Annotated in this window: 25 protein-coding genes and 3 pseudogenes; 14 read left to right on the forward strand and 14 right to left on the reverse strand. The window is 64.6% G+C overall.

Annotated features, from left to right (window positions below; translation table 11 throughout):
- Positions 1 to 174 precede the first annotated feature (174 nt).
- The gene (locus tag ACVIJ6_RS30865; protein WP_456775795.1) at positions 175 to 1536 is read left to right on the forward strand and encodes a reverse transcriptase domain-containing protein; all 1362 of its coding nucleotides are present in this window, start codon (positions 175 to 177) and stop codon (positions 1534 to 1536) included.
- Between the two features lie 123 nt (positions 1537 to 1659).
- Entirely contained in the window at positions 1660 to 2421 is a 762-nt protein-coding gene (locus tag ACVIJ6_RS30870; protein WP_456775796.1) for a metallophosphoesterase, read from the forward strand.
- A 276-nt stretch (positions 2422 to 2697) separates the two neighbouring features.
- Here the strand turns inward: ACVIJ6_RS30870 and ACVIJ6_RS30875 are convergent, their stop codons facing one another.
- The 6 genes from ACVIJ6_RS30875 to ACVIJ6_RS30900 all read right to left on the reverse strand — a co-directional run bounded on the left by ACVIJ6_RS30875 (position 2698) and on the right by ACVIJ6_RS30900 (position 9953).
- A complete protein-coding gene (locus ACVIJ6_RS30875) occupies positions 2698 to 2826 on the reverse strand; it encodes a hypothetical protein (RefSeq protein ID WP_015666732.1) in 129 nt (42 codons plus the stop codon).
- 451 nt (positions 2827 to 3277) lie between these two features.
- Positions 3278 to 4819, reverse strand: coding sequence for a hypothetical protein (locus tag ACVIJ6_RS30880; RefSeq protein WP_456775797.1), 1542 nt, complete (start codon positions 4817 to 4819; stop codon positions 3278 to 3280).
- Positions 4820 to 5332: 513 nt separating this feature from the next.
- The gene (locus ACVIJ6_RS30885; protein ID WP_456775798.1) at positions 5333 to 5878 is read right to left on the reverse strand and encodes a hypothetical protein; all 546 of its coding nucleotides are present in this window, start codon (positions 5876 to 5878) and stop codon (positions 5333 to 5335) included.
- 67 nt (positions 5879 to 5945) lie between these two features.
- On the reverse strand, positions 5946 to 6698 hold the full coding sequence (locus ACVIJ6_RS30890) for an SDR family NAD(P)-dependent oxidoreductase (protein WP_456775799.1): 753 nt from the start codon (positions 6696 to 6698) through the stop codon (positions 5946 to 5948).
- 211 nt (positions 6699 to 6909) lie between these two features.
- Positions 6910 to 7143, reverse strand: a complete 234-nt coding sequence (locus ACVIJ6_RS30895; protein WP_456775800.1) for a DUF2171 domain-containing protein — start codon at positions 7141 to 7143, stop codon at positions 6910 to 6912.
- Positions 7144 to 7883: 740 nt separating this feature from the next.
- Entirely contained in the window at positions 7884 to 9953 is a 2070-nt protein-coding gene (locus ACVIJ6_RS30900; RefSeq protein WP_456775801.1) for a methyl-accepting chemotaxis protein, read from the reverse strand.
- 179 nt (positions 9954 to 10132) lie between these two features.
- On the opposite strand from ACVIJ6_RS30900, the gene ACVIJ6_RS30905 reads away from it, so the two are divergent.
- From ACVIJ6_RS30905 to ACVIJ6_RS30925, 5 genes are all read left to right on the forward strand, one after another.
- Entirely contained in the window at positions 10133 to 10912 is a 780-nt protein-coding gene (locus tag ACVIJ6_RS30905) for a transglycosylase SLT domain-containing protein (RefSeq protein WP_456777117.1), read from the forward strand.
- A gap of 146 nt (positions 10913 to 11058) precedes the next feature.
- Positions 11059 to 11340, forward strand: a complete 282-nt coding sequence (locus ACVIJ6_RS30910) for a DUF2312 domain-containing protein (protein ID WP_012044300.1) — start codon at positions 11059 to 11061, stop codon at positions 11338 to 11340.
- Between the two features lie 152 nt (positions 11341 to 11492).
- Positions 11493 to 11837, forward strand: a complete 345-nt coding sequence (locus ACVIJ6_RS30915) for a zinc ribbon domain-containing protein YjdM (protein WP_456775802.1) — start codon at positions 11493 to 11495, stop codon at positions 11835 to 11837.
- 79 nt (positions 11838 to 11916) lie between these two features.
- Positions 11917 to 12108: a hypothetical protein gene (locus tag ACVIJ6_RS30920; RefSeq protein WP_456775803.1), complete on the forward strand. Its 192-nt coding sequence runs from the start codon at positions 11917 to 11919 to the stop codon at positions 12106 to 12108.
- 854 nt (positions 12109 to 12962) lie between these two features.
- A complete protein-coding gene (locus ACVIJ6_RS30925) occupies positions 12963 to 13193 on the forward strand; it encodes an FmdB family zinc ribbon protein (RefSeq protein ID WP_456775804.1) in 231 nt (76 codons plus the stop codon).
- 23 nt (positions 13194 to 13216) lie between these two features.
- On the opposite strand, the gene ACVIJ6_RS30930 is transcribed toward ACVIJ6_RS30925, so the two are convergent.
- The 6 genes from ACVIJ6_RS30930 to ACVIJ6_RS30955 all read right to left on the reverse strand — a co-directional run bounded on the left by ACVIJ6_RS30930 (position 13217) and on the right by ACVIJ6_RS30955 (position 18580).
- Positions 13217 to 13648, reverse strand: a complete 432-nt coding sequence (locus ACVIJ6_RS30930) for a Rieske (2Fe-2S) protein (protein WP_456775805.1) — start codon at positions 13646 to 13648, stop codon at positions 13217 to 13219.
- A gap of 95 nt (positions 13649 to 13743) precedes the next feature.
- On the reverse strand, positions 13744 to 14466 hold the full coding sequence (locus tag ACVIJ6_RS30935; RefSeq protein ID WP_456777118.1) for a DUF3750 domain-containing protein: 723 nt from the start codon (positions 14464 to 14466) through the stop codon (positions 13744 to 13746).
- Positions 14467 to 14677: 211 nt separating this feature from the next.
- Complete coding sequence (locus ACVIJ6_RS30940; RefSeq protein WP_456775806.1) at positions 14678 to 15505, reverse strand: DUF2066 domain-containing protein; 828 nt, start codon at positions 15503 to 15505, stop codon at positions 14678 to 14680.
- Positions 15506 to 15531: 26 nt separating this feature from the next.
- A complete protein-coding gene (locus ACVIJ6_RS30945; RefSeq protein WP_456775807.1) occupies positions 15532 to 15828 on the reverse strand; it encodes a copper-binding protein in 297 nt (98 codons plus the stop codon).
- 874 nt (positions 15829 to 16702) lie between these two features.
- Positions 16703 to 17554, reverse strand: a complete 852-nt coding sequence (locus tag ACVIJ6_RS30950; protein ID WP_456775808.1) for a 3-hydroxybutyryl-CoA dehydrogenase — start codon at positions 17552 to 17554, stop codon at positions 16703 to 16705.
- A gap of 117 nt (positions 17555 to 17671) precedes the next feature.
- Positions 17672 to 18580, reverse strand: a complete 909-nt coding sequence (locus tag ACVIJ6_RS30955; RefSeq protein WP_456775809.1) for a LysR family transcriptional regulator — start codon at positions 18578 to 18580, stop codon at positions 17672 to 17674.
- Between the two features lie 207 nt (positions 18581 to 18787).
- Here ACVIJ6_RS30955 and ACVIJ6_RS30960 point away from each other — a divergent pair, with 207 nt between their 5' ends.
- The 4 genes from ACVIJ6_RS30960 to ACVIJ6_RS30975 are packed head-to-tail and all read left to right on the forward strand — an operon-like array spanning position 18788 to position 22821.
- Complete coding sequence (locus ACVIJ6_RS30960) at positions 18788 to 20173, forward strand: MFS transporter (protein ID WP_456775810.1); 1386 nt, start codon at positions 18788 to 18790, stop codon at positions 20171 to 20173.
- Positions 20174 to 20216: 43 nt separating this feature from the next.
- Positions 20217 to 21317 (forward strand): amidohydrolase family protein, encoded by a 1101-nt coding sequence (locus ACVIJ6_RS30965; RefSeq protein WP_456775811.1) that lies wholly within the window; start codon positions 20217 to 20219, stop codon positions 21315 to 21317.
- A complete protein-coding gene (locus ACVIJ6_RS30970) occupies positions 21314 to 22411 on the forward strand; it encodes an amidohydrolase family protein (RefSeq protein WP_456775812.1) in 1098 nt (365 codons plus the stop codon). Before ACVIJ6_RS30965 ends, ACVIJ6_RS30970 begins: the two co-directional genes overlap by 4 nt.
- On the forward strand, positions 22408 to 22821 hold the full coding sequence (locus tag ACVIJ6_RS30975) for a Rieske (2Fe-2S) protein (protein WP_456775813.1): 414 nt from the start codon (positions 22408 to 22410) through the stop codon (positions 22819 to 22821). The genes ACVIJ6_RS30970 and ACVIJ6_RS30975 overlap by 4 nt, the downstream gene beginning before the upstream one ends.
- 265 nt (positions 22822 to 23086) lie before the next feature.
- Here the strand turns inward: ACVIJ6_RS30975 and ACVIJ6_RS30980 are convergent, their stop codons facing one another.
- Positions 23087 to 23647, reverse strand: a complete 561-nt coding sequence (locus ACVIJ6_RS30980) for a chlorite dismutase family protein (RefSeq protein WP_456775814.1) — start codon at positions 23645 to 23647, stop codon at positions 23087 to 23089.
- 172 nt (positions 23648 to 23819) lie between these two features.
- Here ACVIJ6_RS30980 and ACVIJ6_RS30985 point away from each other — a divergent pair.
- The 3 genes and pseudogenes from ACVIJ6_RS30985 to ACVIJ6_RS30995 form a co-directional block, all read left to right on the forward strand.
- Positions 23820 to 23990: pseudogene (locus tag ACVIJ6_RS30985) on the forward strand (PQQ-dependent sugar dehydrogenase); the annotation flags it as partial.
- 33 nt (positions 23991 to 24023) lie between these two features.
- A pseudogene (locus ACVIJ6_RS30990) lies at positions 24024 to 24206 on the forward strand (hypothetical protein); the annotation flags it as partial.
- A 463-nt stretch (positions 24207 to 24669) separates the two neighbouring features.
- Entirely contained in the window at positions 24670 to 25464 is a 795-nt protein-coding gene (locus tag ACVIJ6_RS30995; protein ID WP_456775815.1) for a DUF72 domain-containing protein, read from the forward strand.
- A 121-nt stretch (positions 25465 to 25585) separates the two neighbouring features.
- Here ACVIJ6_RS30995 and ACVIJ6_RS31000 read toward each other — a convergent pair.
- A pseudogene (locus tag ACVIJ6_RS31000) lies at positions 25586 to 26299 on the reverse strand (methyl-accepting chemotaxis protein); the annotation flags it as partial.
- Between the last annotated feature and the right edge of the window lie 51 nt (positions 26300 to 26350).

Raw genomic sequence — 26350 nt, forward strand, 5'->3', positions numbered from 1 at the left:
GCTGGGCTCCTTGTGAGCGTCGGTCTTGCTGGGGGCGAGGACCGCGAGGCTTTGGCTTCAGCGGTTCAGGTAGCACCCGAAGTTCGCTCGCAGCGCCTTCGGAGCCTTGGAGATCGATAACGCCTTCGGCCGGGAGCGGGTTTACCGATGAGCTCCCACACCAAATGAGAGACAATGACAGCCGCACCTTCGCGACTAGTACGGTCAAGAGCTCTTCTTCAACGCTCATGGAGCATAGTTCGAGCCTCAGGTCTAAATTCGCTTAGCGAAGAAACCGTTCGAAAAACAAAAGAATTCGACGCTAATTCACTCAATCATATAGAACGCATCGCGAAGAAACTGCGAAATGGGAAGTTCAGTTTTTCGGACGAAATCGGTGTCGCCCCGCTAAAGCGATCGGGGAATGGACGACGCCCCATAGTTGTTGCCCCGATCGAGAATCGTGTCGTTCGCCGAGCGATATTGGAAGTTCTTCAGGGCTACGAGCTGATTTCAGATGAAAAGCGACGCAATTTTCACGGCGTCGATGCAATTCGAAAGGTAATGAAGACTCCTACGAGTGTAGGCGGCATAGCCAAGCGCAGAGTGCCTTATGGCCTTGCGCTGATCGACTCTGCGGTCAGGGATGGGCATCACTGGTTCGTCCGCTCAGATATCAAAGACTTTTTTACGCGCATTCCGCTCGCGGACGTGAACCATTTTGTTCGCACCGCCGTAAATGACGAGTTTTTCTCTGATCTTTTTTTCCAAGCACTGAAGACTAACCTTGCGAATAAGGAAGCACTACAAGAGCGAAAGCACTTCGTACTCTTTCCCTCGGATGACACCGGTGTCGCTCAGGGCTCTGCACTCTCTGCGCTTGCAGGCAATATCATTCTGCATGACTTCGACATCGAAATGAATAATCGTGGGATTGTCTGCGTACGTTACATTGATGATTTCATTCTGCTCGGAAAGAGCGAAAAGGCCGTCACCGCCGCATTCCGCTCTGCCCAAAACCGTTTGCTTCGATTAGGAATGTCCGTCTACGATTTCACCGATGAGGCGGCGCGGAAAGCTGGAAAAGTCGACAGCGGGAACATTCACAATGGAACAGACGTGCTCGGATATCGAATTTCGGCTCACGCATTGCAGCCGAGCAGATCAGCTAAAAGGGCGCTTTTCGATAAACTCGACAAGATCATCCTGGAGGCGGAGCGCAACATGACCTCGGCGGCAAGTGGGCGCAGCCACTCGCATACAAGACTGTATCACCATGCGCTCTCGTTGATGCATCGGACCATTTGGGGGTGGTCTCAAGCCTTCAAACACGCAAATGTGCCGCACGTGCTCCAGCAATTAGATGCTCAGATAGACCAACGCATTCTGATGCTGCAGGATAAGACGCGCGAACTGACACGATGCGCCTCGCCTCTGGTGAAGCGCCGAGTCACGGGAATTCACTTGTTGCAGGACACTCACGGACATCCGCTTCCCGAGATAGATGAGCCTTATTGCAAACAATCTTCCGATTCTCTCCGAGCCGAGCCATATTAAACGATCACTAGTGACGCGGAGGCCTACGCAGACTAGCGAATCGTAATCCGCCGCTTGACCGGATCGGCGCGTTACGCTTCGCTAACGCGCCCTACGGATGCGAGCACGCGGTTGGCCGCTCTCATGCACCTCCACATCTTCTCCGACCTCCACGCCGACATGGCCGACATCAAGCCGATGGAGGCCCTGCCCGAGGTCGATGTGGTGGTCGTCGCCGGCGATGTCTGCGAGGGAGCGGTGAACGGGTTTGCGCGGCTGCGGAAGATCGTGCCGGAGCAGGTCGCGATGGTCATGGGCAACCATGAATTCTATCAGCGCACCTTCCCCGACGAGCTGAAGCTGGCGCGGGCCGAGGCGGCGCGGTTCGGCGTGCATCTGCTGGAGAACGACGCGGTCGTGCTCTCGGGCGCGCGCTTCGTCGGCTGCACGCTGTGGACCGACTATGCGATCTTCGGTCCCGGCAGCGAGGTGCATACGATGGCGGTGTGCCGCGACCGGATGAACGACCACCGCCGCATCACCTGGCGCAAACAGCCTTGGCTGCGGTTCCGGCCGCAGGAGGCGCTCGGCCTGCACCTGATATCCCGCACCTGGCTGACCGGCGTGCTGCAGACGCCGTTCGACGGACCCACCGTCGTCGTCACCCACCACGCCCCCGGCTGGGGCTCGGTCGCCGACAAATATCGAAACGACCGCGTCACCGCCGCCTACGCCTCCGATCTCTCGGCGCTGATCCAGGCCACCCAGCCGGCACTCTGGGTCCACGGCCACATCCACACGCCCGCGGACTATCGCATCGGCGCGACGCGCGTGGTGTGCAACCCGCACGGCTATGGACGGGAGAACCCGGACTTCGACCCGGCCCTGGTGGTGGAGGTCGCGTAGCACGCTCGGTGTGGCTGAGAGCGCCTCTCTCCTCTCGTCGTTCCGGGGCGCGCAGCGCGAGCCCGGACTCCATAGCCGCAATCAGGCATGTGGTCCGAGACGTTCGTCACGACGGCCCTCGCCCGACATAACGGCCTGTGGTTCTAGATTCTGGGCTCGCGCTACGCGCGCCCCGGAATGACGTGCTGAGGGAGCTTGCGCCTAAGCGGGGTTCGTAGGGGACCGAGCAACACCGATCGACCTGTTCGTCTTTGTAACTCCAGCTGACGCTTTGGCCTAGCGCAGTCCCGTTCCGTGGCAGCGCTGGCATTTCAGCACCTTGTCACCCTTCTTGACCAGGCCCTTGCCTTCGCAGTTCTTGCACTTGGCCTTCTTCTTGATGTTCGGGCCTTTTTCGTTGGCCATGACGGTCTCCGGGATGAGTTTGGTGCGATGGAGCGCGTTTAGCGGTTATCCCCGTCCCAAACAATGGCATGGCGGCTCCGCCGGCGCGTCGCATCGAGACCACCGCGACGCGGATAGTGAGAATGTCGCCATCGGTCGCCTGAGGGCGGCGCTTTGCCCCCCTCATATCGACAGAGGTCGCGTGCAGGCCGCGCTGTGCAATACAGCGCCCTCGCCGCTTGCGGGAGAGGGCATCTCCGGCCCATCCACGTGCTCCGTCGGGTGAGGGGTATGTCTCCGCAAATGTCCCTTGCGGAGACATACCCCTCACCCGACCGAACTCGCAGCGCTTTCCTACATGCCCTCTCCCGCAAGGGGCGAGGGCGCATTCATGTGCACCGCGCTCATCTGCCGGATCTTCACGCATCCCTGTGATGAGCTGAACGGTTGCTGCGCTCCACACCCTCGTTCCCTACTTGAAGCATACCGACTTATCGCCCGGCACGAACGAATTGCCCGGCATCGGCTTCAACGGGGTCAGCTTGGGATTGGTATTCAACAAGCGCTTCGAATACGCGCCCAGCGCGGCGTTCATCGTGTTCAGGCGGTCCTGGGCATCGGTGCGTTGCAACGGAAAGGTGATGACGCCGGAATTGTAGACCTCGGCGCGGGACCATTGCTGCCCCTGGACGATGCGGCCGACGAGGCGCGATTTCAGGTCGGCGGCGCTGTCGCCGGCGGCGCTCTTGCCGCCGACGACGTTGGGCGGCAGCAGGTCGGGGTTGACGATCCAGCCGCGCTTCTTGGCGACGTTGTTGCCGAACAGGATCAGCTCATCGAGCGTGTTGTTCAACGCCACATAGTCGCGCAGCGGCAGGCTGGTATCGCCGGTGCCGGTCTCCTGGACGTGGCTCGCCAGATGCGGTCCGGTCGCGCAATAGGTGCCGAACACCAGCTTGATGCTACTGGCGCTCATGGCCATGTAGCTGCCGACGTCCGAGCCGCCCGGCGGCGACGGCGCGTCGTCACCGCAGAAGGTGCCGTGCGAGGACGCATCCTGCAGGCTGTGCAGATAGAGCCCGATGCGGGCGATCTGCACCGGCACCGGCGGCTTCCTGGGGTCGTCGAACAGCACGCCGGTGGTCTTGCCCTTGTCGTCGAGCCAGGACTTCAGCTGGGTGTAGTCGACCACGCCGTTGCTGTTGTCGAGAATCTTCGGCCCCGAGGTCACGTTGATCGCCGGACCGATGGCGTAGTTCTCCAGCAGCGGCACGTTGCCGCTGATCGGCACGTTCGCCAGGCATTTCGGGCCGCTGAAGTTCGAGGAGCCGTTCGGCACCGTGTAGCCGGCGGTGCACAGCAGGCCCGGGCCGTCGTCGGGCTTCATCGCCCATTGCCGGAGGTCGTACAGCGTGCCCTGATAGACGTCGTCGATGGTGATGGGATAGCCGGGCGGCGGATAATGGAACGGATAGACCGCCTGCACGCCGCTGGCGCCGTGCACGTCGGTGCCCTGCCCGTTCGGCGAGAAGTTCAGCAGGTAGTGATAGAGCGGCCCGTCGGTGGTGTTGTTGGTGCGCTTGAAGCCGTTGAACTGCGCGGTGATGTAGCTGGCGCCGGAATTGGCCGACGTCGCCTGCCCGCCGCACTGATCGATCGGCGCATATTGCCCATAGTCGGAGTTCTCGTTGTAGGCGGCGATCCAATAGGCCACGTCGGCGCGGTAGCCGAGCGCCTGGGCGATGAAATAGGTCGAGTCGGCGTGGATCATGCTGCGGCCGGGCGGAATGAGCGCGAACTGCACCGCCTCGAGCAGGCAGCCACGGTTGAGCGCCTCCGCCGGATCCTTGCACGCGCTGGCCGGCGCGAGGCAATTCCGTAGCCCGTCCTTGACGCGCGGGATGCAGATGTCCTCCAGGAACGCGTGCGCGGGGCGTGGCGTCGTGACTCCCCAGCCGAGAACGGCCGATCCCATGACAACCGACATCGTCGATAATGCAAAGCCAATGCGCATGAAAAACTCCTCGGTAATCTGAAAATCCAGCCGCTCGGGATTGAAGCTATCGCAAGACGCCATGTGTCACGCGAGGCGAAACGCTGCCGGGTCCGTGAGGACTTGCATCGCGGATTCGGCAAGCCGGATTTGATCCGATCTCGACCCGAAAATCAACCTATAGTTGTCGTTTAAAATATTTCGCTTCGTTAAAGATGGCCGCGCGCCGCATGGCTCGCCTCACGTGACGCCGTTGATGCAGGCGTTTCAGTAATGGCGTAGCCCGGATGAGCGCAGCGACATCCGGGTTCATCGCCGGCGGCAAGGAAGACCCCGGATATCGCTGCGCTCATCCGGGATACGGGCTGTCGCTCACCGAGGCACGGGCCAATTTCAAAGTCCTCGGCGCCTCCGAGGCAGCGTATCGTGCGCGTGTTCGCCAGCTCGTCGCACGAAGAGGCTGCGGAATACGGCGCCATCACCAGCGGCGGGCTGCCAGATGTCACGATCGCTCATCCGGCATCCCCGCTCATCTTACTCATCGTTTCGCAGCGCGTTGATCGGCAGCGGAAAGCTCTGCACGAACAGGCCGAGCTGGTTTGGCGTCCTGCGCAGATCGACCCTGATCCAATTGTCCAGGACGCCGTGCTGCTCCAGCACCCTGCGCTCGAAATCGAAGCAATCATCGTCGAACCAGAGAAACGGCGTCGCGACATCGATGGCCTCGGTCTTGGCGAGGTCCCAGTTCGTCGGCTTGATCCTCGCCATCATCGCCCGCGTCTCCGCGTCGAAGAGATGCCCGATCCGCCGCAGGGGAACGGCGGCGTCGCCTTTGCAATGGGTGGTCAGCCAATAGGTGCTCTCCGGGCACCTGGCCAGAGCGCACCTCACAAACTCCGGCGCTGACGGCGCCAGCTCCGAGTGGCGGTCGAGCAGCACGCCATCGATGTCGAGATAGATGTTCATCGCGGTGGAAGTCTGCGGTGGCCGGCCGAAACATGCAACGCCCTTGGCGGCTCCGCTCGCCATCCCGGCAGGCCCGATGGCCCGGCTCGGCCCCTGCTCTCCCTTATGATCCACTGGCCGTGATCGCGAGCGCCGCGACGCGATCCAGGATCACGCCGCGAACACCGCACGCGTCGATCGCTCAGTGCAGTCCCCCCGTCACATGCAGCGTCTCGCCGGTGACGAAGGATGCATCATCCGAGGCGAAGAACGCGACCGCGGCAGCGACCTCCTCGGGCTTGCCGATGCGGCCCAGCGGCGTGGCGGTTTCGACCTCGTTGCGCATATCGCCCTCGTGGAAGCCGGCGGCGATCACGCCGTCGGTGAGGGTCATGCCGGGATTGACGGTGTTGACGCGGATCTTGCGCGGCGCCAGCTCCTTGGACAGCACCGAGGAGATCGCATCAACGGCGGCTTTGGTGGCCGTGTAGACGGCGGTGTTCGCCGGCGCGATCGTCGACACGCCGGAGGAGATGTTGACGATGCTGCCGCCGGCCGGATTGAAATGCCGCGCGGCCTCCTGCGACACCAGGAGCAGGCCGAGCACGTTGAGATCGAACTGCTTGCGGAAGTGCTCCGGCGTGATCGCATCGAGCGGCGCGAATTCGTAGATGCCGGCATTGTTGACGAGGATGTCGATCGGCCCCAGCGCCTTCACGGTCTCGGCGACGGCGCTTCTGACCTGGGCCGCATCGATCAGGTTGCCGTGCACCGCCACCGCTTTGCCGCCCTTGGCGGCGATCGCAGCGACGACGCGGTCGGCGCCGTCTTTGCTGGCGCTGTAATTGACGGCGACCGCCGCGCCTTCCGCCGCCAGCCGCGCCGCGATCTCGGCGCCGATCCCCTTGGATGCACCGGTCACCAGCGCCACCTTGCCTTCGAGTCTCCTGGTCATCTCGACCTCCTTGCGCCACGGCGCTGCTTGCGGAGGTCCAGACCTAATGGACTATTGTACCGGCGCAAAGGGCGTCGCCAGATCTTTCTTCATGGCCTCGATGATTGCGAGCGCAGCGGATGCCATCCAGAATCCTTGGCTGAATCCTGGGTTGCTTTCGCTGCGCTCGCTATGATGGAGACAAATAGCGGAAGCGGGATGGGCGGCGCCGCTACGTCTCCTCCTCCATCGTCACCGCCACGGCGCCGATCGCCGACAGCCGCACCTTGTCGCCCTCGATCTCGGCGACGAGGCCCTTGTCGATGAAGTGATGATGCCCCTTGTGGCTGCCCTCGCCGCTGTCCTTCCTGGTCAGCTTGATGCGGTGGCCTTCGACGCCGTCGACGGTGCCGACATGCGCGCCGTCGGCGCCGATGACTTCCATATGTTCCCTGATGTCCTGCATGGTGGCGCGCTCCGTGACTGATGCTCTGGGTTGAGCTGCTTCAACCAGCGGATTGGACATGTGTTCCGTGCGACGCCCGCGCAAACACGGAGCCGTGGATCGGCACAGCGGCGCCCGGCGAGACCATGCGCGTGAAAGCCGATTTCCGCAGTCGCCTCAAGCTGATTTGGCCTGTCCAGTGTTTCGGCGAAAAATAAACCTCTTTCGCTTTTGCCGAACTCATGCTTGTCTATCGCCATCCCGGCCCGCTGAGAGGGGCGCATCGCGATCGTCACGAGACGCGGGGCCGGAGATGCGGTGGCCGTGGATGGGCTGCAGCGGGCCTGGTGCTCGCCGACGAACAGCCGTTTGCGGACGTGAAATCGCGTGGTCCTGGCGCCCCGAAGCTGGCGCCAAATCCGCGGGGGATGATGATCCCGCTGACGACGGTGGCTACAAGCCGGACACCGGGGAGAGCGCGCCATAAGCGTGAAAACCATCGCGCGGGGAATGCCGGGATGTCTCGGCTGAACCTGTGGTGACTGCCGCCTGCTTATCTTGTTGCAGGCGGGCCATGGGCGCGGCCGGCGCCCGGCATTCCCCGCGCCCTCTCCTCAGGAGGGGGCAATCCGGAGCACGACTCGGGCGCATCGGCGCCGCGGGAATGCTTCCCTTTGTCTGCATGCGTGAGCTGATCTGCGCACGCCGCTGTTTGTCAACGTCAGGACCCGGTCAGAGGACGGCGCGCGCGGCGCCTCCCCTCAGGCGCGGCGCACCGTGCCGAGGAAGCCTTCGACGGCGACCCGGAAGCGGTCGGCGTCATCGGCCATCCGGCGCACCGACTCCACCATCGCGGCGCCCGCATTGCCGGTCTGGCGGTTGAGGGCCGCGACCGAGCCGATCGTGTCGGTGACGGCGCGGGTGCCTTGCGCGGCCTGCTGGAAATTGCGCGAGATCTCGGTGGTGGCGGCGCGCTGCTGCTCCACGGCCGCCGCGATCGCCGCCATCTTCTCGTCGATGCCGGAGATGTTGTGACTGATGGCGCGGATCGCCTCGACCGACTCGCCGGTGGCGGCCTGGATCTCGCCGATCTGCCGGGTGATGTCGTCGGTTGCGCTCGCGGTCTGCGCCGCGAGGTTCTTGACCTCGCCGGCGACAACAGCAAAGCCGCGGCCGGCCTCGCCGGCGCGCGCCGCCTCGATGGTCGCGTTCAAGGCCAGCAGGTTGGTCTGGCTGGCGATCGCGGTGATCATCTTGACCACCTCGCCGATGCGGTTGGCGGCGCGGTCGAGCATTTCCACGGTGGCGTTGGTCTGCGCCGCCTTCTCCACCGCCTGGCGCGCCTCGGCGGCCGACGCCTGCACCTGCGCCGCGATCTCGGAGACCGACGCGGTCAGCTCCTCGGTGGCGGCGGCGATGGTCTCGAGATTGGTGGTCGCGGTCTCCGCGGCGCTGGCGACGGCGGCGGTCTGATCGGCGGACTCGTCGACCAGCTTGCGCACGTCGCCGGCGCTGGAATCGAGCTGGCCGGTGGAGGTGCTCATGCTGACGATGACCGCCTGCACCGTGTCGTCGAAGCTCCGGCAGGCGCTGTCGATCGCCTGCGAGCGCTCCAGCCGCTTGCCCTGGTCGAGCTCGCGCTCGCGGCCCAGCTGCTCGGCGGTGCCGGCGCTTTCACGCAGGCCCTCGAGCGCGGCGGCCATCGCGCCGAACTCGTCGGCATGGGCGAATTGCGGCACTGGCGTCTGGTAGTCGCGCTGGCCGATGCGCTGGATGGCCTGCATCAGCGCGCCGACCGGGCGCACCAGGCGGACGCGCACGGCGCGCAGCGCCGCGCCCGCGACCAGCAGCGCGGTGATGAAGGCGATCGACTGCACGATCAGGCTGCTCAGCGCCGCCGCCTTGATCGCCCCGGCGCGCGCGATCGAGCCGTCGAGCGCGGCCATGCCGATATTGATGATGCCCTGGAACGGACCCTGGCAGAACGCATTCCACTCCGGCGCCGGCATCGCCGGTCTGCCGCTGCCGTCAAAGCTCTTGGCGAGCTGGTCCATGCGCTGATGCGCCGCCTCGACCTCGGCGCGCGAGGTCTTGACCACGGCCGCGAGCTCCGCACCGCCGGCGCCCGCCAGGAGGTCGTCGAGACCCGACCAGCCGGCCGCGACGGTGCCGCGCCATTGCCCGATCGAGGCCTTCTGGGCGTCGTCGAGCGGCTTGGAGCTGTTGATGTTGGGCCGCATCGCCGAGCATTGCAGGCCGTAGCGGTCGCGCACCTGCCAGGCCAGGCGGCGCGCCTGGACCATCTTGGCGATCGCCGGATCGGTCATCCAGGCGCGGTTGGAGACGGCGAGCGAGGCCGCGTTGGCGGCATCCAGCGTCTTGGTCATCGCGTCATACCAGGGCTGGGTGCGGCTCAGCACACGTTCGGCGCGCGGCTTGGCGGCCTCGTCGAACAGCAGCCGGAACTGCGGCTGCGTCGCCTCCCAGCTCGCTTTGAGCCGGCTGATGAGTTCATCGCGCTCGGGCATGTCGACGCCGGCAAGCGCCGCGAGGATGCCGTCATAGCCCTTGGCCTCGACGCCCTGATACTCTGTGAGCCTGGCGCGCGGATCGTCCTCGCTGAGCAGCACGCTCTGCATGTCGCCGCGGCGGGCGCGCATCACCAGCACGTTCTGGAAGATCGCCTTGTCGGCCGCCGTGAGCTGCTCCGTCGCGACGCTTTCGCGGTAGCGGCCGGCAGCGCCGCTCATCAGGATCGCCGTGGACACCAGGATGCCCGCCGCCAGCACCGACAACAGCACCATCAGCAGGGTACTGACCGAATTCCTCATCGCGCACCGCCTTACCGCAGAAAGTGGCAGCATGACCCATTTGCGCAAATTCTTCCTTAACCATGGACCGGCACACCCCTCACCGAGGTCCCGCCTTGCCGAACGTTCCTGCTCGACGTCCACAAACCGCGCGCAAGCCGCGCCGCGCCCAAGGCCGGCTGGCTCAAGGCTGGCGCGCCCTGCGCCGCGATACGGGGCGATATGCTCAGCGCGGCGCATGGTGGTTGCTGCGGACGGCGGGCGCGGCGCCGCGCTGGCTGAAGCTGACCGTCGGGGTCGCATTGGCGCTCGGCGTCCTCGCGCTCGCCAATCTCGCCTATCACGTCGTGCGCAAACCGACCGAGTTGTTCGTCGTGACGGGCCACGCGCTTGACAAGGAGCCGGAGGAGACCTGGCGGCAATATGGCACGCTGTTTCGAGAGAGCGCGACACGGGCGATCACACCGGAGCTGCTCGCTGCGCTGGCACAGACCGAAAGCTCCGGCAATCCGGTGGCGAGGACCTATTGGCGCTGGCGGCTCGCCTGGAATCCGTTTGCGCTGTATCAGCCGGCCTCGAGCGCCGTCGGCCTGTTCCAGATGACCGATGGCGCCTTCGCCGACGCCGCGCGGTTCTGCATCCGGGATCACGAGGTCACGGCAGACGACTGCGGATCTCCCAGCCTGTGGCTCCGCGCCTGGCCCGTGCATGCGGTGGCCCTCACGGTGATTTCGCTCGACCGCCAGGTCGCCGCGGTGCTCGCGCGGCAGCCCGCCGCCAAGCCCACCGCCCAGCAGAAACAGGATCTCGCAGCCGTCATCCATCTCTGCGGCGCCGGACCCGCCGCCGGCTTCGTCCGGCGCGGCTTCAAGCCCGAGGATGGCGAGCGCTGCGGCGACCATTCGGTCGCGAACTATCTCGGCAAGGTCAACGCGATGAAGAAGCTGTTTCAGAAGCTTGCAGCAGGTCAACGGAGCTGAGCAGGGGCGCAGCATCGGCGGGATCGCTGCAGGCCCGGTTCCGCGTTAAGCACGTCACATGCGCAGCTGTGGTCAAGCCCCGCGCGTTAACACATTGGCAACGAACTGCCGCGCATTTTCAGGGTCCCATTCATGTAGGAGTCACCATGTCAGAGATCGGCATTCCCGGCGCGCGCATCCGGTCCTTCGTCGAGCGCATCGAGCACCTCGATGGCGAGTTGGCGGAGCTGAACGAGCAGAAGAAGGAAGTGTTCGCCGAGGCCAAGGGCGAGGGCTTCGACGTCAAGATCCTGAAGGAGATCATCAAGCTGCGGAAGCAGGACCAGGACGAGCGCGACGAGCATGAGACCCTGCTCGACACCTATCTGCGGGCCATGGAAGCGGCAGAGACCGAACCGGCCAAGGCCCCCGAACGCAAGGCGGCGTGACGGGCGCGGCGCGACCAGCAGACCGTCGACAACGACAGCGCGCGGCGCCTCGGCAACGCGCGCTGGGACTGCGGGCCGGGCGTGATTTTCCTTGCCCGGTTCCATCCGAGCCTCTAACGCTGCCCCCGCTTCTGCCAGCGCCCGAGGATGACATGACCGACGCGACGATCTGCCCGCAATGCCGCTCCGAACACGCCTATCAGGACGGCGCGCTGTGGGTCTGTCCGGAATGCGGTCACGAATGGAGCGGTGATGCGGTTGTCGCCGCGGCGGATGAGACGAGCATTCGTGACGCCAACGGCAATGTGCTCGCGGATGGCGACAGCGTCATCGTCATCAAGGACCTCAAGGTGAAAGGCTCGTCCTCGGTGGTGAAAGGCGGCACCAAGGTGCGCAACATCCGCCTGCAGGAGGCGAGCGACGGCCACAACATCGCGTGCAAGATCGACGGCATCGGCCAGATGAATCTGAAGTCGGAGTTCGTGCGCAAGGCATGACATGCCGCCCCCTTCACATGCCGCCCTCCCGGAACATTCGGCACGTCGCCGCGTTCGGATCGACAACGGGAGGGTGGCCATGCTGACGGACGACCAGATCGCGACACTCGCAGATATCGGCCGGGCAATCGCCTTCTCGCCTGACCGCCAGGACCAACTCGACGGCCTGATTCGCGAAGGCTACGTCGCCAAGGACGGCGACATCCATGAGCTGACCGCGAAAGGTCAGAAAGTCCTGACCGATCGCGGCGCCGGCCTCAACGAGGCCTGAGCTGCGCGGCTGCCCCGGGTTGAAGACTTGCGAGGCTTGGAATCAAGCCCTGGGATCAAGCCGTGGAATAACGGTATCTCGGCCCACGGGGGCATCCCGGCGAAGCCGCCACTCGACTGCGCAAACGCTGCCCGTTCTTTGGCATCGGTAAAATTCGAGGATACGCCCACAGCCGGACGCGCATTCAGCGATGACGCTCCCATCGCGAACTCATCAGCAGCATACCGAACGGCATTGTGAAACCTACGTGATGTCGCTCGGGATTCGTCACGCTTGTGTAGCGATCAAGTAACATCCGCAACGATCCGTCCCGTAGCAACCCGGCCCACCATCATAACTTGGCATGAACTCTGCTTTCGCGATCCTTACCGGGTCCCACTCTATGGAGGCAGAATCAACGTGCTCGTCACTCTCGTCGCAATGCTCTGCAACGGCCAACTCTGCATGGAGAAGGTTGTCACGAATAGCGAGATGTCCGGCATCACGATGACGTCGTGCGCGGTCAGTGCACAGATAGGAATCGCCGACTGGATGTCCAAGGGTCCATATCACGAGTGGCGCCTGCAGAGTTACAAGTGCGTCGCCGGCAATTACGTACCGAAGACCCACGCCTGATCGGCTGGCCGGCGGGCGGTCGACCGAGCCTGCGCGGAACCAGCCGCCGCGGTCGACCGCTCGGACCACCACCTGTCGAATGTTCGACGCAGGCGGCGTCATGTTTGGAACGCGCTCGGGCAAAGAACGAGCCGTTTGCGTGAAAACCGGCCCGGATCCCGCCCTGATCGACGCTTTCGGTATCTTTGTGGATGGCCCGCTTCCTGCAAGGTCCGCCTGGCTACACAGGGGGATGTGTCATGCCGTTCTATAGCTTTCACTGCACCAGTTGCGCTGCAGACGTCGAGTTGTTGATCGGACTATCCGAACGCCCGGTGTGCCCGGGCTGCGGCGGACGCAAGCTCACCAGGCTGCCGTCGCTGCCCGCCCCGCCGGCACGCAGCCCCGGCCTCATCAGGGCAGCGCGCGCGCAAGCGGCTCGCGAGGGACATCTCAGCAATTTCAGCCGCGCCGAACGGAAGAAGCGCTGACGGCCCCAGCGGGCGCTGTAGCGTCAATCGGACGTGATTTGCACGTCCGGGACGTCATCCTCGGGATCGTCGATGTCGAGGCCGTCCTCCTCGTCAAGATCGATGCCGGACAGGCAGACATCGCCATCGTCGATCACCAGCTTGATCGCGGCCAGAGCCGAGCCCTGGCACGGCCCGATGAAGCACTTTCCGGTGTCGAGGTCGAAGCGGGCGCCGTGCTGTCCACAGACCAGGAAATTGCCTTCCTCGTCCATGAACTCGCCGGCGCGCTTATCGAGACGGGCGCCCTGGTGCGGGCAGGCATTCTCAAAGCCGTAGAAATGATTGCCTTTACGGGTGACCAGGATCGGCCAGGGCTTGGCGGTGCCGTCCGGCTCCCGGCGCTGGAGAACGAAGCCCCGTGCGCCACCGTCGTCCACCTCATAGGTCGCACAGATTGCGAACAGCGTCTCCATCACCGGCCTCCTGTGGCGGGTCCCCGACATCGTGGCGCCGCGCTGTCGAGGCGCAGCAAGCGGCATGCCAGCCGGTCGCCGGAGGCCCTCCGTCCTCACCCCATGGGCAGGCCGAGCCTGCCCATGCCGGGGAATTTGAGCGCCGGCCGGCGCACATCCACGCCGAGAACGCTACCGAGGACGTTCAGCTCGATCCCTTCGATCCACCCCACGGTGACGCCGAGATAGCCTCCCAAAGATACGAACAGACCGGTTCCAGAGGCGGTGCGCCCCCACCACCCCGCATAAGGAAAGTCCCTGCCGATCGCGGTCGGCGGCAGCACCGCGTTCAGCTCCGGCACGGCGTTCAGCGCGGCCTGGACGAAGGTGTTCGAATTGGGCCCCGGCCAGGCGTTGTAATCGCCATAGGCACGGAAGCGATAAGTCTCGATGACATTGCGGATCTTCGGGATCACGCGCTGGGCTTCGTCGCCATCGACGGCCAGAACCGTTTCCGGCTCAGCTCCGAACCAGCGCCCGTCGGGGGCGGAGCCATCGACGCGGATCGGTTCACCCCACGCCGTATAGTCATAGCGCGTATAGCGCGGAGCGCCCTTCTCCTTGACCACGATCCAGGTATGGACCGCGAAGATGTCGCGCCACCGCACTGTGCGCGCAGCGAACACGCGCACCAGCGCATCGGCCTGTTCGGCTGGAGAGGGGAGCAATCCTGCACTCGACCGATCGGCGCTTTGCCAGTTGCCGCGGCGATCATCGCGCAGATAGTTCGCGGCCGAGAGGGACAAGGGGGCGATAATGATAAGCAGGAAGACGAGCACGAGCTTTTTCACGACGGACGAGTTGTGCTGGAGATCCGGAGGATGACCCCCATGTAGTCGTCCTCGCGGCTTCTGCCACTGCCGCAGTGGCCCATCAGCATCATCCGGAGATACGGAACCGATTTCCGAAGCGAGCGCTCCGAAACTTGTTGGACCGATCACCGATGCGGAGATCACAATGACTGAACAGCAAAGTCACCGAGGTCTGATCTCACGGCGCTCCATTGCCGGAGAGAATCTGCGCGACCCCGCCGAATCCGCGGCGGAATGCGTCGTCAAACGTGGCGCCGCGAAGCTGCCAATGATGCCGCTGTCCGGCGGCGTCGAGCTGCCACTGCGCGATCCAGCCGAGCTCGCGGTCGTCCCATGACAACTGCCCGAACAGCCTGACCTCAACTCCGGGCAACACGGCACCGAGGCTCGCCAGGGTCGGAGCGCCCTGATAGGCACCGCCAGAACTGGCCGTCGCGAGCTCTGACGCCGTGGGCAGAGCGATGTCGAGGCCGCGTTTGGCCGCGGCCGCACGCAGCGCGTCACGCTGCAGATCGGAGCGCCGATCATCCGCGGCGACAAGAAAGCTCCTGCCGCCGTAGTTCATCGCGACGATCGTGGCGACGACCGGACGCGCCGCAAGCCATGGCTTGGTCGAAAGCGTCCCCAGCAGAGCATCGATCTTGGCGTGATCGAACGAGACCGTGAGATCGTAGGAACGGTCGCGCGTGCCCTGCTCATCGTGCTTCGGCTTCCCCGCCTTCTGGTCGTGATAGTCGAAGCCGGTGACGAAGTCGCCGGCCCGCGCCTTGAACGGCGACAGGCGGGCGTCACCGCTGAGCTGATAAGCGCCCGACACCTTGATCAGCACGTCTTCCAAACAGGCGGCAAACGCCGCCTCACGGTTGTCCAGCCCCTGGCCGGTCACAATCGTCTGAGCGCGGTAGAGATCGTCGGTCCCCGCGCTGGCGCCATGGCAGAGACCGACGATCAGCCAGAGGCCAAGGCTCCAGGCGCCATATCGCAGCACGCTATCCCGCGATCGCATCTCGTCCTCAGCTCAGCACGGAGGCGCTATTTCTGGCGATCGAGCTTGATGATCGTTTTGGTGTTGCCGTCCGACGTGGAGAATATCACGCGATCGCCGGCGTGAACGTCCTCCACCATCGCATTGTCCTTGACCTTGAATTCCTCGGCGGTCGCCGCGGCAGCCGCGCCCACGGTTCCATTCTGAACGCGCTTGATGGCAATGGTTCCATTCAAACGGTTGATGCCGGTCACCACGCCGGCAGCGCCCTGCTCCGCAGCAAGGACAGGCAGACTCCATGCGAGAACCGCGGCCGTGGCCAGGGTGATGGTTGCTGTCTTCATCGCTGTTCTCCTGCTGTGATATTCGCGGCAGACAAGACGCCACGAATTCCTTTGGTTCCGTCGATCACTTTGCACGCGCGCAGTGTAACCGCGGATGAACGCGGCTGTTTGACGCGCCGCAAACGTTCATCCTCGTGGCAGTCACTTTGTCGCGCTTGCCCACCGCGATTCACGACCCGGCTGCCGACGATCGCCTTGGCCCGCACCCATGTAGTTATCCGCGCATGATTTGTCACCGCTGTGAGCCAAAAGTGACGGCTTGCTGCGCGCTGCGATGGGCGCTGTAACGTCGAGTTCATCATTGCGTCATGATGCGCCTTGACAGCGTCGGCGAGCGGGAGGACGATCCGGGTGCTGATCGTCTGTAGTGTGCTCGTCTGCAGTAACCATGAGTGACAGGTCTCATTGCAGATTGACGGCAAAAAATTGTGGCGGGAGGTCCAATGACTCCACCTCAGTACCGACTCCGCTGAGTGCGACGGCATCGTTTCGGAGCGTCGCATAGCGGCAAATTCACGAACGGCACGCCGGGACTCGGCTTAGAGGGCTGCATCAGCGAGGCATGGCCCCTTGCCTACCCGGCGTTGGCCGTCGGCTCGACGGATGCCGTTGGTCAATATCAACTGTAGCTTTTATCGGCCGCAATCGGCGCCATTGCGAAGGTTGCGGTTGTCATCGGTGCGACGCATGATGCCGGGTTCGGATGTCGCCGCAAGATTGATCATCGCCGACGCATCAATTCCTGCAACAACTGCCAAATCAACCGATCTGGGATCAGAATAGGTTTTGAGGACCAACGTCCGCGGCATCTCTGCGCGACAGCGGGAGCAACCCGCTGCGCGCAATGCTGATGTGCCGTTGCGGCCAATCGCAACTACTTGCTATAGTCGTAGAAGCCCTTGCCGGTCTTGCGGCCCAGCTGGCCTGCCGCCACCATTTCCTTCAGCAGCGGCGCCGGGCGATATTTCGGATCGTTGAAGCCATTGTAGAACACTTCCATCACCGACAGCATCGTGTCGAGCCCGATCAGGTCCGCCAGCGCAAGCGGGCCGATCGGGTGATTGCAGCCGAGCTTCATGCCCTCATCGATGTCGGCGGCGGTGGCGATCCCCTCAGAATAGGCAAAGATCGCCTCGTTGATCATCGGGCACAGAATGCGGTTGACGGCGAAGCCCGGACTGTTCTTCGCGGTGATCGCCACCTTGCCGATCCGTTTGGCGAAATCGGCCGCGGCCGCATGCGTGGCATCGGAGGTCTGCAAGCCGCGGATCAGTTCGAGCAGCGCCATCATCGGCACCGGGTTGAAGAAGTGCATGCCGATGAAGCGGTCGGGCCGGTCCGTCGCTGTCGCCAGCTTGGTGATCGAGATCGACGACGTGTTGGTGGCGACCACCGCCTCCGGCTTCAGGCCCGCGCAGAGATCCGCGAGGATCTTGAGCTTGAGCTCCTCGTTCTCCGTTGCAGCCTCGATGACCAGATCGCAGCTCGCCAGCTTCGCTTTGTCCGTGGTGCCGGTGATGAGCGACAACGCCTTGTCTTTGTCTGCCGCGGTCAGCTTGTCCTTCCTGACCAGACGATCGAGGCTCGAGCCGACTGTCGCGAGCCCGCGCGCCACCGCCTGCTCGGAAATGTCCACCATCACGATCGGTACGCCCGCGGCCGCGCAGACCTGCGCGATGCCGTTGCCCATGGTGCCTGCTCCGATGATGCCGACTGTCTCAATCATTGCTCATGCCTCTCTCATGTCGTCCGGGCGACGCCGCCCGCGCTCGCCTGCTGCTTAACAGGCTATCGCATCACCGGGTAGACCCCCGCCAGGCGCATCGCTGCGACCGCGAGCCAGTCAAACATGCGCCGGCTGACCTTCTCCCACCAGGCGGAAGGCATCGCGGATCTCCGACAGCAGGGTTTGCACGCGGGCCAGATTCGCCCGCGCTGTCGGCACCAGGGCCTTGACCCAGAGGTCCGGCAGCAACGCCTCCGGGAGCACCTCGATCAGCGTCCCGCTTCGCAGCCTTGGGGCCACCACCTTGCGCGAGACCACCGCAATGCCGCCACCGGCACTCAGGGCTTCCACCAGCAGCCCGTTATTGTTGGTCAACAGGCGCGGCCGTACCGCGACGGTGGTCAGACCGCTCTTGCCGTCGAAGGTCCAAACCGACCCCATCGGCGTAAACACCAGACAATCGTGATCGGCGAGATCACGGATGTGGCGCGGCTCGCCACGCCGCGCGAGATAGGACGGCGCGGCACACAGCACGCGTGGAAAGGCCAGCAGCGGCTCTTCGATGACGCCATGAAACGACGACGGCATCATCGTCAGCACGATGTCGAATCCCTCCTCGACCGGATTGACCGTGCGGTCGACCAGCACCGCCTCCAGGACGACGCGCGGATATCTGATCTGAAAGCTCGATAGCAGCCGCGGCAGGTCGATCGCCATTGGCGACCCCGGTGCCTTGATGCGGATGTGGCCCTCGATCTCATGCGGCGATCGTTTCACGCCGGCAGCCATCTCGTCATATTCACGGACGATCTGCTGCATGGTCTCGAGATAGCGCTCACCGATCTCGGTGAGCTGCAGGCGCCGCGTGCTTCGTCGCAGCAGCTTGCATTTCAGCGACCATTCGAGGTGGCTCACCCGCTTCGTCACGACGGATGGCGCCAGCCCCAGCTGGCGGGCCGCTTCGGAGAAATTTCCGTTCCGGGCCGTCGCCACAAAGGCCTTCATATTCAAAAGGCTATCGCTCATTTCATCCAATCCGGAAAAAATGTTCTGCCAAAATAGCCTATTCTCCCTCCTTTTCGAAGCAAATAGCTTGCAGCTGCAAACTGCTCCGGCTGTGGACGCGCCTCCAAGGTTGTGTCCGGGTCGGTCGCTCCGCCCAGAACGATTGGCCGCCGTCGGGCGGTTTGCACAAGCCGTCACCAACGAACGGCAGACAAGGGGAAGGAGACCATGAGCTCAACAGCGGCCATTGACGTCAGCGACGTCATCGAGCGCCAGCGCCGCAACGCCCTGGTGCTCAGAGTCGTGACCCTATCCACCATCATGATGTGTCTCGACGGCTATGACCTGCACGCGATGGCGTTCGCAGCCCCGTCCCTCATCCGCAGCTGGGGCATCGACAAGGCCACGCTCGGCATCGTGTTCAGCGCTGGCGTGTTCGGCATTCTCGTCGGCGGATTGATCTTCGGCTATCTCGGCGACCGCATCGGACGGCGTCGTTCGATCGTCGCGGCCACCGTGACTTTTGGCGGCTTCAGCCTGCTGACAGCGTGGGCGAGTGATCTGAACATGCTTATCGCGCTCCGCTTCCTCGCCGGCATCGGGATCGGCGGACTTGCGCCGCTGTGCTTCTCGCTCAATCTCGAATATGTGCCGAGCCGTTATCGCGGCACCGTCGTCGCCATCATCATGCTCGGCTATGTCGCGGGCGGCAGCGCCGGCGGGCTGATCGCGGCCTGGCTGGTGCCGCATCTCGGCTGGCCGATCGTGTTCTGGATCGGCGGCGTGCTGCCGCTGCTCGCCGCAATCGTCAGCTTCTTCAGCCTGCCGGAATCCATCAAGTTTCTCGTCGCGCAGGGCCGGCAGCCCGAGGAGGTCGCGCGCATCGTCAACCGCATCGCGCCCGGTCTCAACGCTCAACCGACCAGCCGCTTCGTAATCCGAGAGGACGAGCCCACCCCGGCCGGCAGCGGGCCGTTCGCGCGCCTGACCGCCTTGTTCGACGGCAGGCTCGCGGTCATCACGCCGCTGCTGTGGGTGGCCTATATCGCCAGCTCGATGACGATGTTCTTCCTCAACAGCTGGACGCCGATCCTGGCGGAAGCGTCAGGCTATTCGCCGGCGCGGGCCGCGTTCGGCCTGTCGATGTTCAGCCTCGGCGGCTCGGTCGGAGCCCTGCTCGCCGGCTGGGCGCTCGACCGCTTCGGCGTGCTTGCGATCGCTGCCGTCCCGATGATCGCCTGCCCGCTGGTTGCTTCGCTGGGGTTTGCCGGCTTCAGCGACGCGGGTTTCCTGACCGCGATGATGTGCGTCGGCTTCTTCGTGGTCGGTGGCCACCAGGGTCTGAACAGTGCCGTGGGGCAGTTCTATCCGAGCGCCAACCGCGCGACTGCGGTCGGCTGGGCGCTCTCGGTGGCCAAGATCGGCTCGATCGGCGGGCCGTTGATCGCCGGGCTGCTGATCGCCCGGCACCTGCCGGCGTCGAGCCTGTTCGTGCTCGCCGCGCTCCCGCCGCTGGTCATGGCGTGCTGCGTCGTCTCGCTGGGGCTGTCGCAGCGTCGCCGCAGCCTCGCAGCTCCTGAACCGGACAAGGTCGATCAGGCCGCGCCGGCCTGATCGCTGCTGCGCCGACACCTTCTCGTCAGATACGGAGCCGACCATGAGAATGCCTTATGCGGGTGCGGTCGATTGCGACCTCCACGTTCCCGCACCGACCATCGCCGAGCTGCTGCCCTTCCTCGACGACTATTGGCGCGACCAGCTCGTCAATCGCGCCATCGACCGCATGCCGTTTGCGATGATGAGCTATCCGCCCAATGCGCCGATCAGCATGCGCGCCGATTGGCGCAGCACGCAGGCCGCCACGCCGCTCGACACTCTGCGCGCACAAGCGCTCGATCCGTTCGGCGTCCAATACGCCATCGTCAATGTCATCCATGGCTGCGTCGCGCTGCATCATGACGACATGGCCGCCGCGCTGTGCCGCGCGGTCAATGATTGGCTGCGCGTGCAATGGCTCGACCGCGAGCCGCGGCTGCGCGGCTCGATCCTGATCCATCCCCAGGACATCTCCCAGGCGGTGGCCGAGGTCGAGCGCCTCGCATCCAACAGCCGCTTCGTTCAGATCCTGATGCTAGCGATGGGCGAGCGGCCGCTCGGCCGGCGCGAATTCTTCCCGCTCTATGCCGCCGCGGAACGCCACGGGCTGGTCGTCGCCGTCCATGCCGGCAGTACCTATCGCTATGCGCCAACCATCGTCGGCTGGCCCTGCTATCAATTCGAGGACTATGTCGCCCAGGCGCAGGCGTTCGAGAACCAGACCGTCAGCCTGATTGCCGAGGGCGTTTTCCAACAATTCCCTAAGCTGAAATTCGTCTTCCTCGAATCCGGCGTCAGCTGGCTGCCGGTGACGATGTGGCGCACCGACAAGACCTGGCGCGGGGCCCGCCCCGAGACACCCTGGGTCGATCGCTGGCCATCCGAGATCATCCGCGAGCACATCAGGCTCACGACCCAGCCTTTCGATGCACCCGACGCCACCGCCATCGCCCAGACCATCGCGCGCATCGGCTCCGACGACATGCTGCTGTTCGCGACCGACTACCCGCACTGGCAGTTCGAGGGCGACGACGTGCTGCCGGATGGCCTGCCGTCCGCCACCCTGCGCAAGCTGCTGATCGACAACGCGCAGGCGGCCTATCCGCGGCTTGCGCCGCAGGCGCTTGGCGCCGCCGCCACGATCGAGGAGACGATCCGATGAACGCTCCGTTCCGAGAGCAGCAGGCGCGACAGACCCTCGCGGTGGTCGACTGCGACATTCATCCCGCGCATCGCACACCGGGCGAGTTGTTGCCCTATCTCGAGCCGCGCTGGCGCGAACACTATCAGACCTACGGGGTGCATGTGCGGCAGGCGCTGTCGAGCACCCTGATGTATCCGCGCATGATGGCAGCCGGCATGCGCTCCGACGCGCTGCCGGCCAGCGGCCCGGCGGGATCGGACCTGGACATGCTGCGCAGGCAGCATCTCGATCCCGTCAATGTCGAGTTCGGGCTGTTGATGGCGCTCAGCAAGGGCGGCATGGAGGAACGCAATCCCGAATTCGCGGCCGCCATGTCGCGCGCCACCAATGATTGGCAGATCGACCGCTGGGTGCGGCAGGAGCCGCGGCTGCGCGCCGGCATCGTCGTGCCGCAGGAATTTCCCGAGGCCGCGGTGGCCGAGATCGAACGCTGCGCCGCCGATCGCCGCTACGTGCAGATCATGCTGTCGTCGCGGCCGTCCGATCCGCTGGGCCACCCACGCTATTGGCCGATCTACGCCGCGGCGGAACGTGCCGGACTGCCGATCGGCCTGCATCCGGTCGGCTATAATGGCGGACATCCCTCGACCGGCTCCGGCTGGCCGACCTATTACTTGCAGGAGCATTACGTCTTCGTCGCCTGCATGGAGTCACTTGCCGCGAGCTTCATCCTCGGCGGCGTGTTCGAGCGTTTCCCCGGCCTGAAGGTCGTTCTGGTCGAAGGCGGCTTCGCCTGGGCCCCGGCGCTGGCCTGGCGCATGGACAAGCACTTCGACAAGTTCCGCAAGGAAGTGCCGCATCTGAAGCAGCGACCCTCCGACTATCTGCGCCGCCACATCTGGTGGACCACGCAGCCGATCGAGGAGCCCGAGCAGGCGCGCCATCTCACGGAGATCATCGACTGGATCGGCTGGGACCGCCTGCTTTATTCGTCGGACTATCCGCATTGGGACTACGACAATCCGGGCTTCTCCTTCAAATTCCCAATGACCGAAGCCCAGCGCCGTCAGATCTTCAGGGACAATGCGATGGCATTGTATCGCCTGTCATGAGCCGCCACGTCGTCTGTTCGGCCGACGAATTGCCGCCGGGCGCGCGCCGGACCGCCTTCGTCGACGGCCGCGAGATCGCGCTGTTCAATGTCGACGGCCGGCTGCATGCGCTGCTGAACCGCTGCCCGCATGGCGGCGCGCGGATCTGCACCGGCGTCATCACCGGCATCGCGCAATCCTCAGGTCCCGGCGACTACCGCCTCGAACGCAACGGGGAATTCCTGCGCTGCCCCTGGCACGGCTGGGAGTTCGAGCTCGCCACCGGCCAGTCCTGGTGCGACCCACGCACCACGCGGCTGCGCAACTACGACGTCAAGCGCGAGACCGGCGGGAACCTCGTGAAGGGACCCTACGTCGCCGAGCGCTACCCGGTCGCGGTCGAGAACGACTACATCATCATCGAGCTCTGACAGCGGCATCTGACAGCGGCCGACCGCTGGAACGGAATGCAGCTGGCCCTCGTTGATGGCGAGCTCGGTGGCCGCGCCGCGACGCGCAGGGCACCGATCAGCAGACCACTGGCGTCGCGGCACCGAAGCAGAGCGCGCCGGCCGCCGTCGCCCCGACTGCGCCGGGGAACGCCACCGCCAGCGATAGCGCGCGCGGCACCGGTCCACTCAACAAGAACCGTTGACGGATGCCGAGGCGTGCGGCATCCGCGCCAAGGCCCGGGCCTCATCGCGCCAGCCTGACCTCGACCTCGTGGGCAATGAAATCCCACTCCCGCGTGGCGCGCAGCTCGGCCAAGAGAGCATCGAATTCACCCTCGTGCTCCCGAGCGAACTCGAACCAGGTGAGAAAATCGAACGGCTCCGCCGTACCGATATCGCGACAATGATGCAGCCGCCGCGCCACCGGCGGCAGATATTTCAGGCCGATGCTGGTGTGACGCGACTGCTCCTCAAAAATGGCGCGCCGCTCATCCTGCGGAAGATCCCACCATGCGGCGGTCTTCGTAATCGGGATCAGCACGGCGCGCGTCGCCTCTGATCGTCCGAGCCCGGCCTGAACCGTGGTGAGCGCGCTTTGCTCCGACCGTGTCGTGTACCTGACGTTGCTGGTGACGCCGCGGAGCGACCAGCCTTGGCCGCAGGACGGCGCGGGCACCGAGCCCTGCACGATGTCCAGTTTCTCGACCACGGCCAGCGCCGCGCCCTTGACGGGACGAATCTCCAGGACGGACCACCGTCCGACCGGTCCGCCGACGAATGAAAACAGGCGCTGAGAAGCAGCCATCACGTCTCGAGCCCATGCAGGGGATTCCCCATGAATCCCGGTCAGCCCTCGATCGTGCTGCAACCAACCCAGTTTGCAATCGGAAAACATGGGCAGACCCTGCCCAGGCACGAGGCGGTCGAACGAATCCGTGCGCTCCATCGGAACGCCCGGCGATGCCGGTGGCTCTCAGGCAGGCAGCAAGCCCCGTGGCGAAGCGCAGGACGTGGTGACCGGCTTTCTGAACGACCGCAACGAGGCGCGGGGCCGCCCGGTGGGCGTTGCCGTCGACAAGACCGGCGCAATGCTCATCGCCGACGACGTCGGCAACAGGGTCTGGCGCGTCACCGCGTCGGGCAGCTGATTTCTCGTCGTTCAGGCAGTGATGGAGGACACAATGGGACTGGCTCAATACGCCGTCGTCGCAGTCGGTGATCATTGGAGCATGCTGCACGACGGCAACACGCATGGCGACTTCGCGACCAGGGAGGCGGCATTCGAGTCGGCGGCCGCAGCGGCCACCCTGGCGCTCAAGCAAGGACATGAGGTGCATCTCATGCGTCCCAGGCGACGATACGGAACGGTCGAGCAACTAACCATCGCCTGCTGCGAGACGGGTTCGCTGCGCCTTCCGCTCATCGTGAATTTCACGCTAACGTGTGTTAGCGACATCGACGGGACAGCGTCACAGACTCCTGTCCAGTGGAACAGGAGTTCGCCCATGCCCCTCAAGAGAAACCGGCGCAAACAGACAATTCCATTCGCCGAGCGCCTGCAGCAGGCCGCAGCCGCGGCGCGTGATGCTGCGAAATTGCTTCCGGCCGGACAGGAGCGGGATTCGCTGTTGAAAAAGGCGCTGCAGGCCGAAACGGCGGCGCACATCAACGAGCTGTTGAGCGCTCCGCGCCTGCAGCCTGCAGATCGCTAGAGTTCCCCGGACGTCTCGCCTGGCCGCACTGCCGGCCACGTCTTCTGTCCTCAAGCCAGGAACCCCGTCCCCGCCCCAAGCTTGTGAGTGGGATGACGTTGCTGGCGAGGTGATGATGGCACGGATCGTTGTCGGCACATCCGGATGGCACTATGCCTCCTGGCGCGGCGCCTTCTTTCCGTCCAGTCTGCTGATCCGCCATGAGCTGCTCTATTACGCCAGCCAGTTCGGCGCCACCGAGTTGAACGGTGTGTTCTATCGAACACCGACGGAAGCCGCTGTCCGCAGCTGGCACGACCAGACCGGCCCGGACTTCGTCTTCGCCTGGAAGGCGTCCAAGTTCATCACCCAATGGAAGCGCCTGTCCGCGCGCTCCATCAACAGCCTGGAGCTGATGGAAAGCCGGCTGGCGTTGCTCGGCGATAAGGCCGATCCCGTGCTGTTTCAGCTGCCGCCGCGATTTCAACTGGACGTCGACAGGCTCACCTCCTTCCTGGCGCTGCTGTCCAAGCATCGCCGCTACAGCTTCGAATTCCGTCACCCGAGCTGGTACACGCCGCAAATCATGCGCGTGCTGAGAGATGCCAATATCTCCCTGTGCCTGTCGGACCATCACGACGCGCCGGCGCCGTGGCGACGGACGGCTGATTTTGTCTATGTGCGGGGCCATGGACCAGGTGGCCAGTACCGCGACAACTATCCCGCGGCAACGCTCCAAGATTGGGCCGCGCGAATTCGCGGGTGGTCCGCACACGGGATCGACGTCTACGTCTACTTCGACAATGATCAGAAGAGCGCGGCGCCGACAGACGCGTTGCGCCTGCGCGCGCTCCTCCAACAACGCCGCGGCCGTTCACCGCGGCTGGCGCGGCGGACCTCCTCAGAACCTCGCGCCCAGCTTTCGGCTTAAGTGCTCGACTTGGCATTGGAGGAACGACAAGGACCGGGCCGGCAGCAAGTGACCATCTCGAAATGGCGTAGAACGTCGCCAACGGGCTTCAAGACGAGGACGAGGCCGCGCCGGGCGTGCCTCAGGCTGCGCGAACCGACCCCAGGAATCGGCTCACCTCGCGCTTCAAACGGCTGCTTTCACCGGCGAGCGACTGGGCGGCGTTCAGCACCTGCGCTGACGCCTGACCGGTCGCACTTGCTCCGCGCTGCACATCCGCGATGTTGGCGGAGACCTGCTGGGTGCCATGCGCGGCCTGCTGAATGCTGCGCGAGATTTCCTGCGTGGCGGCGCCCTGCTCCTCCACGGCCGAAGCAATCGTCGAGGCGATCTCGGACATCTTCTCGATGGTCTGTCCGATTTCTTTGATCGCGTTCACGGACTCCTGCGTCGCCGACTGAATGCCGTTGATCTGCTGGCTGATCTCGTCGGTGGCCTTTGCCGTCTGCTCGGCCAGCGCCTTGACCTCGGACGCCACCACGGCGAAGCCGCGACCCGCTTCGCCGGCGCGCGCCGCTTCGATCGTGGCGTTCAGCGCCAGGAGATTGGTCTGGCCCGCAATCGAGTTGATCAGCTCCACGACATCGCCAATGCGGCTGGCGGCCTTGGCGAGTTCGCCGACCCGGTCGTTCGTGCGCTGCGCCTGCTGCACCGCCTCGTTGGCCACCCGTGCGGAATCCTGCACCTGCCGGCTGATCTCGGTGACGGAGGACGACATCTCCTCCGTTGCAGATGCCACCGACCCGACGTTGGTGGATGCTTCTTCCGACGCAGCGGCGACGGTGGTGGCTAGCTGTGGTCTTCCAGGAGGTTGTCCATCCGGTCTGAACCGAGGAAGCTGAGGTTG

The sequence above is a fragment of the Bradyrhizobium sp. USDA 4369 genome (assembly GCF_054056435.1).